At 65.2% G+C, this 6,375-nt stretch carries 6 protein-coding genes; 4 read left to right on the top strand and 2 right to left on the bottom strand.

Going from position 1 to position 6,375, the window contains the following annotated elements:
• The first annotated feature begins 18 nt into the window (after positions 1 to 18).
• Positions 19 to 672 (top strand): HNH endonuclease, encoded by a 654-nt coding sequence (locus tag A5658_RS22700; RefSeq protein ID WP_067340433.1) that lies wholly within the window; start codon positions 19 to 21, stop codon positions 670 to 672.
• A 2-nt stretch (positions 673 to 674) separates the two neighbouring features.
• Here A5658_RS22700 and A5658_RS22695 read toward each other — a convergent pair whose 3' ends face one another.
• Positions 675 to 1,907 carry a sodium-dependent bicarbonate transport family permease gene (locus tag A5658_RS22695; protein ID WP_067340430.1) on the bottom strand — a complete coding sequence of 411 codons (1,233 nt, stop codon included), beginning with the start codon at positions 1,905 to 1,907 and terminating at the stop codon, positions 675 to 677.
• A 465-nt stretch (positions 1,908 to 2,372) separates the two neighbouring features.
• Here A5658_RS22695 and A5658_RS22690 point away from each other — a divergent pair, with 465 nt between their 5' ends.
• Entirely contained in the window at positions 2,373 to 2,600 is a 228-nt protein-coding gene (locus tag A5658_RS22690; protein WP_231997417.1) for a hypothetical protein, read from the top strand.
• Positions 2,587 to 3,054 carry a DUF5130 domain-containing protein gene (locus A5658_RS22685; RefSeq protein ID WP_067340437.1) on the top strand — a complete coding sequence of 156 codons (468 nt, stop codon included), beginning with the start codon at positions 2,587 to 2,589 and terminating at the stop codon, positions 3,052 to 3,054. The genes A5658_RS22690 and A5658_RS22685 overlap by 14 nt, the downstream gene beginning before the upstream one ends.
• An 11-nt stretch (positions 3,055 to 3,065) precedes the next feature.
• Here the strand turns inward: A5658_RS22685 and pepN are convergent, their stop codons facing one another.
• On the bottom strand, positions 3,066 to 5,642 hold the full coding sequence (gene pepN / locus A5658_RS22680; RefSeq protein ID WP_067340424.1) for an aminopeptidase N: 2,577 nt from the start codon (positions 5,640 to 5,642) through the stop codon (positions 3,066 to 3,068).
• 98 nt (positions 5,643 to 5,740) lie between these two features.
• On the opposite strand from pepN, the gene A5658_RS22675 reads away from it, so the two are divergent.
• Complete coding sequence (locus tag A5658_RS22675; RefSeq protein WP_067340421.1) at positions 5,741 to 6,352, top strand: DsbA family protein; 612 nt, start codon at positions 5,741 to 5,743, stop codon at positions 6,350 to 6,352.
• The last annotated feature ends 23 nt before the right edge of the window (positions 6,353 to 6,375 follow it).

Genomic DNA, 6,375 nt, shown 5'->3' with positions numbered 1-6,375 from the left:
CTGGTCGGCGGAGGACGAATGGCGCAGCGCACAAAACGCCGCAGCCACCACAGTTCGGGTGCGGCGGCAGGCCTCAGCGGGCCCGCGACCGGCTCAACCCTGCGCAGCGTCCATTCCGTCGACACCCATTCGCCGGTATCGCACGAGGCCTCGGTCTGGAACCGCCGGCGGGTCCTGTTGCTGAACTCCACCTATGAGCCCTTGACAGCGCTGCCTGTTCGGCGCGCGATCATCATGCTGATCTGCGGCAAGGCCGACGTGGTCCACGACGACCCGACGGGGCCCGTCATCCATTCCTCAACCAGGTCGATCGCGGTGCCGTCGGTGATCCGGCTGCGCACATTCGTCCGGGTGCCCTATCGGGCTCGGGTCCCGATGACCCGGGCCGCCCTGATGCACCGGGACCGGTTCTGCTGCGCCTACTGCGGCGCCAAGGCCGACACGGTGGACCACGTGGTGCCGCGCAGCCGCGGCGGGGGGCACTCGTGGGAGAACTGCGTGGCGTGCTGCTCGACCTGCAACCACCGCAAGGGCGACAAGCTGCTGGCCGAGCTGGGCTGGTCGCTGCGGATGGCGCCGATGCCGCCCAAGGGGCAGCACTGGCGCCTGCTGTCGACTGTCAAGGAACTCGATCCGGCGTGGGCCCGATACCTCGGCGAAGGTGCGGCCTAGCTTCAGGTGCCCGGGAACCAGCTTCCGATGACCTTGGCGATCTCGATATAGACCGGAATGCCGATGGTGACGTTGTAAGAGAAGGTCAAACCGAGCGAGGCGGCCAGCGGCAACGTGGGGCTCGCCTCCGGGATCGCCAGCCGCTGCACCGCGGGTACCGCGATATACGACGCTGCGCCGCACAGCACGGCGAACAGGACATAGGTTCCCGGGTCGAAGTGGGCGTGCGTCACGTAGGCGTAGGTATGCGCGACGAGAATGCCCAGCGGCGCGAAAATGTTAGGCGCCAGTAGCGCGAAGAAGATGAACCCACGGCCGGCCGATTTGAGGTCGCGCAACTTGCGGGCGGCCGTCATTCCCATTTCGAGTAGGAACAGGCACAGCGCGCCTTGGAAGGCGGAGATGAAGAAAACGTCGTCGTCGTGGGTGACCTTGTGTCCTTGCAGCCCGCTGATGAAGCCAATGGTGATGCCGCCGAACAGCAGGAGCAGACCGGGATTGAGGAAGACTTCCCGTAGCAGTTGACGGGAGAGCAACCGCTGCTTGGTGCCGGCTTCGTCGACATCCTGGAGGTCGGGCCGCTGCCGGTTGGTCAGCGAGAAGTTCAGCTCCTGGGCGATTCCGCTGTCATTCTCGACGTCCAGTTGCTGTCCCGGGCGTGGCTGGGCGGCCGCGCCGGGGGCGAACTTCGCCGGGACCGGTGCGACGTAGCCAAGCTCGCCCGGCATGTTGCCGTCGGCGTCCATTCCGCGGTGCCGCAGCCGCGCCACCAGATACAGCGCCACCAGACACCCCGGGACCTCCATCACGGCGAGCATCACCGGCATGTAGGCGTCGAACTCCATCCCGATGCTGATCAGAATCGCGACGCAGGTGGCAAACGTGCCTGCCGAGTCGGATCCGTAGTACCCGGCGACCGTCGCCTTGTCGATTTTTCTCAGCGACGTCAAACGGCTCAACAGCCAATACGCCACCACCCCGATGACGAAGTTCAGGACGAACCCGACAACCATGAACCCCACGATGTCGGCGATGCTGGACGCCTTGATCGCGGCGAGTTCTTCGCCGCCGTGCCAGCCGATGGCCAGCAGCAGGTACATCGTCAGCCCCTGGTAGATCACATAGGGAAATTCGAAGTCCACCTTGAGAAGTGGAAGCAGAAAACCGAAGTAGAAGAACAACAGCAACGGCTTGAACAGGTTGTGTTCGAAGTTTTGCAAAAAGTCATGAAGCACGGTTGCCAGCCTCGTTTCTGAAGTCGTTGGCTCTGATCAGTGTCGGGGTAACACGTTGCATCTGCCAGCCGGCGGCAGCGGCAATTGTTGGCGGTTTGTTGCTTTGTCGGCACGAGGCCGGCAGCTAACACAAGGGATGAGCTGAATCATCCTGGCGTCCAACGTATTTCGGGGTTAGCTCCCGGCCCTATGTGCCGCGCGTCCGCCAGGGTCGGTTCAGCCGGCGTTGAACATAGGCGTGCACATCGCGGTGGTCGAGCTCGCGCACTAGTGGTTGCCTATCCAAAACAACCGCGACTCAGACCACGGGTCATGGTGTCAGTCCAACATCTCAGCGAAAACTCGGCGTGAATCGCTGCTGTGACACTGCTGGCTAACTGCTGAGAATGCCCTGGAATCCGTGGTGGTGGTCGAGCGGCCGATCCGGCGGGGCAAATGCGACGTCCCTGCGCTACGGTTTGCATCGTGAGCCAGACGGAAATCCACGCGCTCTTTCTGGGCGTCCCGTTGCTGCTGGTGGTCGTTCTCTCGGCGATGATCTGGTCGCGCAAGGGTCCGCACCCGGCGACCTACAAGCTGTCAGAGCCTTGGACACATGCGCCCATCCTGTGGGCCGCCACCGACGAAGCCGTCGGTCACGGCCACGGCGCGCCCGAGTTCAGTGTGGGAGGTGGAGCAAGTGGCAAGTGGTGAGGTAGCAACCGTCGCGCACGCCGAGTTGCCCCATGGCTCGGCGATCACGTCGAGTGGCCGCATCTCGGGCGTCACCGAGCCCGGCGAACTTTCGGTGCACTACCCGTTTCCGATCGACGACCTGGTTCATCTGGACGACGCGCTGACGTACGGGTCACGCGCGGCCGGTGCACGGTTCGCGGTCTACATCGGCGACTTGGGCAGCGACACCGGTGCGCGGGCGCGCGAAATCCTGGCGAAGGTCCCGACGCCCAACGATGCGGTGCTGATCGCGGTTTCGCCGGACCAGCACGCGATCGAGATCGTCTACGGCGCGGCGGTCCGCGGCCGCGGAGCCGAGTCGGCCGCGCCACTCGGTATCGCCGCAGCGGCGGCGTCGTTCAAAGACGGCAACCTGATCGACGGTCTGATCAGCGCGGTCAACGTGACCAGCGCCGGAATCTCACCGGCCTAGCGGCGCCGCGGTCAGGCGTCGCTGTCGAATCGTCGTGCCCGCAGCGACCTTTCGATGCCGGCACGGCCCTCCAGTACCAGTCGGCGTAACGCCGGCGGCAACTCGGGGTCGGCGAGGAATGCGTCGGCCGCGGCGATAGCGTCGTCGCTGATGTCCCACGACGGATACAAGCCGACCACCACGGTCTGCGCCACCTCGCTCGACCGACGTTGCCACACACCCGACACCGCCGCGAAATAGCGCTCGGTGAACGGCTTCAGCAGTTCGGCCTGCCCCGGCTCGTAGAAGCCACCGATGATCGACCTCGCGGTGATGTTCGCCAACGCGTCGTCTTCGGTCACCGTCGTCCACGCCGCTTCCTTGACCGCCGATTGCGGCCGCGCTGTTGCGGCTTGCGCGCCGTGCCGCTTGCCCGTCGACGTCGGGTCGCGCTCGACCTCCGCATCGATGACAGGGGTCTCGGGACCGTCGGCGTCGATCACGCCCCCGGCCGCCAGCGCCGTGACGATCCGCCAGCGCAGATCGGTGTCGACCGTCAGCCCCGACAAGCCCAAGTCGGCGGGATCGCGCTCGAGCAGATCGGCCAGCACCGACACGTGCTGGGGCGAGAGCGCCGACGTGCACAGCGCGTTCACGAACGCCAGCTGATGGTCTGAGCCGGGCGCTGCGTCGCGAGCCAACTCCAGCAGCCGGTCGGCGAAAGCCGGCCAGCCCTCGGCCCAGGCCCACCCAGGCTCGGCGTACGACCCCAGCGCCGTCTGCGCCTGCAGCAACAGCCGTTGAGCCACCCCGACCTCGGTTTCGGCCTGAATGCCGCCGGACACCAGCGCAACGAAATCGCGGGCCCGCAACTCGGCGTCACGAGTCATCTCCCAGGCCGCCGACCAGACCAACGTCCGCGGTAACGGTTCGGCGATGTCGGCGATGCGGCCCAGCGCGGTGTCCAGCGACCCGGGGTCCAGCCGCAGCGAGCAGTAGGTCAGATCGTCGTCGTTGACCAGGACCAGTCGGCCCGCCGAAACCCCAACCAGTGCAGCAACTTCCGTGCTCGCACCCTTGATGTCCAGTTCTTCGCGGTGCGACCGGATCAGCTTGCCGGTGCCGTCGTCGTCGTAGATGCCGATCGCCAGCCGGTGTACCCGCGTCTCGCCCGCGCCGGGCGCGGCGCCGCTCTGGGTAACCGCGAACCGGGTGAACCGACCCTCGGCGTCGACGTCGAAGTCGGCGCGAAGTGTGTTGAGACCGGTCGTTTTCAGCCACTGCCGGCCCCAGTCGGACAGATCGCGGCCCGACGCCTTCTCCAGCGCAGCGAGCAGGTCATCGAACGTCGCGTTGTCGAACGCGTGCGCGCGGAAGTAGTCCCGCAGCCCGCTCAAGAAATGCTCCAACCCGACGTAGGCCACCAATTGCTTGAGCACGCTGGCGCCCTTGGCGTAGGTGATGCCGTCGAAGTTGACCTCGACGGCCGCCAGGTCCGGAATGTCGGCGGCCACCGGATGAGTCGAGGGCAACTGGTCTTGCCGGTAGGCCCACGATTTTTCGGCGTTTGCGAACGTGGTCCACGCCTCGGTGTACTCGGTGGCCTCGCTCTGGCACAGCACCGAGGCGAACGTGGCGAAGGATTCGTTGAGCCACAAGTCATCCCACCAACGCATGGTGACCAGATCGCCGAACCACATATGCGCCATCTCGTGCAGCACCGTCTCGGCCCGTCGCTCGTAGGAGGCCCGGGTTACCTTGCTGCGAAAGACATAGTCCTCCAGAAACGTAACCGCTCCGGCGTTCTCCATCGCGCCCGCGTTGAATTCCGGCACGAACAACTGGTCGTACTTTCCGAACGCGTACGGCACGCCAAAGTTCTTGTGGTAGAAGCCAAAACCCTGCTTGGTCTGCGTGAAGAGCCGCTCGGGGTCCATGAACTCCGCCAGCGTGGCCCGGCAGAACAGGCCGAGTGCGATCTCGCCGTGCTCGTCGCGGTAGACGTCATCCCAGCGGGCGTACGGGCCGGCGATCAGCGCGACCAGATAGGTGCTCATCTTCGGTGTGGTGGCGAAGGTGTGCACACCGCCGGAGATATCTACCGTCTCACCGTTGGACACCACCTGCCAATGCTCGGGCGCTCTCACCGAGACGTCGAACGTGGCCTTGAGGTCGGGCTGGTCGAAGCAGGCGAACATCCGCTTGGCGTCTGCGGTTTCGAATTGCGAATACAGGTAGACCTCGTTGTCGACCGGGTCGACGAAGCGGTGCAGGCCCTCACCGGTGTTCGAATACAAGCAGTCCGCGTCGATCACCAGCACGTTGTGCTCGGCCAACCCGCTCAGCGGGATACCGGTCGACTCGTCGTAGCCCGACACGTCGATGTCGCGGCTGTTGAGCGTCGCGCTGCGGACGGTTGCGGCGGCGAGGTCGATGACGGTGTCGGCGCCGGGGAGGGCGTCGAAGGTGACCGTCGTCGTGGAGCGGAAGGTCCTCATCCCGGGTTTGCCGTCACCATCGGTGAGGTCCAACGCGATGCGGTAGTTGTCCACGGTGATCAGCGCGGCGCGCTCGACGGCCTGGTCACGGGTGAGGTTGGGAAGTGCCACGAGTTCAATCTAGGCAATCGGCGCTCGCGGCGGGAATTGGACCGACGCGACTAGGGTTGTGCAGAGCGGCTTGCCGATGTTGACGAGAGGATTTTCCCATGTCCGAGAAGTCAGTTGCCGATTTCTGGTTCGACCCGCTGTGCCCATGGGCATGGATCACCTCCCGCTGGATCCTTGAAGTGGAAAAGGTTCGCGATATCCAGGTGAACTTTCAGGTCATGAGCCTGGCGGTGCTCAACGAGAATCGCGAGAACCTGCCTGCGGAATACAAGGAGAAGCTGTCGAAGGCGTTCGGTCCGGTGCGCGTGGCGATCGCCGCCGAGCAGGCCCACGGCTCCGAGATTCTCGCCCCGCTGTACAAGGCGATGGGCACCCGGATCCACAACGAGGGCAACAAGGACCTCGACGACGTGATCAAGCAATCGCTCAAAGAGCTGGACCTGCCCGCTGAGCTTGCCGATGCCGCCACCAGTGACGCCTACGACGAGGCGCTGCGCAAGAGTCACCACGCCGGGATGGACGCCGTCGGTGACGACGTCGGCACGCCCACCATTCATATCAACGGGACAGCGTTTTTCGGTCCGGTGCTGTCGCGGATTCCGCGCGGCGAAGAAGCCGGCAAGTTGTGGGACGCCTCGGTGACCTTCGCGGCCTACCCGCACTTCTGGGAGCTCAAGCGCAGCCGCACGGAGGCCCCCGAGTTCGACTAGCGCCGTTCGGCGGTGCAAGGATC

This window comes from Mycobacterium sp. 1245111.1 (assembly GCF_001673405.1).
Classification (GTDB): domain Bacteria; phylum Actinomycetota; class Actinomycetes; order Mycobacteriales; family Mycobacteriaceae; genus Mycobacterium.
This window is presented reverse-complemented; position numbering and strand designations above follow the sequence as displayed.